This is a genomic window from Synechococcus sp. BA-120 BA3, from assembly GCF_034931285.1.
In the GTDB taxonomy this organism is placed as follows: domain Bacteria; phylum Cyanobacteriota; class Cyanobacteriia; order PCC-6307; family Cyanobiaceae; genus Cyanobium.
Genome location: NZ_JAYGHZ010000229.1, coordinates 1 through 662, shown reverse-complemented (window position 1 = coordinate 662; position 662 = coordinate 1). Strand labels below are relative to the sequence as shown.

Annotated in this window: 1 protein-coding gene; it reads left to right on the top strand. The window is 76.9% G+C overall.

All coding sequences use genetic code 11. The features are described from left to right. Positions 1-662, top strand: a 662-nt coding sequence (locus tag VB737_RS07465) for an aldo/keto reductase (RefSeq protein WP_500312275.1), incomplete at both ends; no start/stop codon positions are given.

Below are 662 nucleotides of genomic sequence, written 5' to 3'. Positions count from 1 at the left end.
CCTATGGCCCGGCCGAGGCCTTCCTGGGCCGGGCCCTGGGTCGGCTGGGGGAGCGGGACCCCGCAGCCCGTGCGTCCCTGGTGCTGACCAGCAAGCTGCTGCCGGGGCCGGAGCTGGACGAGGGCCGGGCCCAGCTGCGGGCCTGCCTGCGGCGGCTGGGGGTGGAGCGGCTCGACAACCTGGCGGTGCACGGCCTCAACCGGCCGGAGCATCTGGCCTGGGCCCTCTCGGGGCCGGGGGCCGAGCTGCTGGCCTGGGCCACCGGAGAGGGGCTGGTGGGGCAGGTGGGCTTCAGCAGCCACGGCGCCACCGCCCTGATCGAGGCGGCCCTGTCGAGCGGCCGCTTCGGCTTCTGCAGCCTGCATGTGCACCTGTTCGACCAGGAGCGGCTGCCCCTGGCCCGGGCCGCCCTGGCGGCGGGCATCGGGGTCATGGCGATCTCCCCGGCCGACAAGGGCGGCCGTCTCCATGACCCTCCGCCCGAGCTGCTGGGCGACTGCGCCCCCTTCGCGCCGCTGGAGCTGGCCTACCGGTTCCTGCTGGCCGAGGGGATCAGCACCCTCACCCTGGGGGCCGCCGTGCCGGAGGATCTGGCCTGGGCGGTGCGCCTGGCCGACGCCGGCACCACCAGCGACGGGCGGGACCTGGCGGCGGCGCTGGCC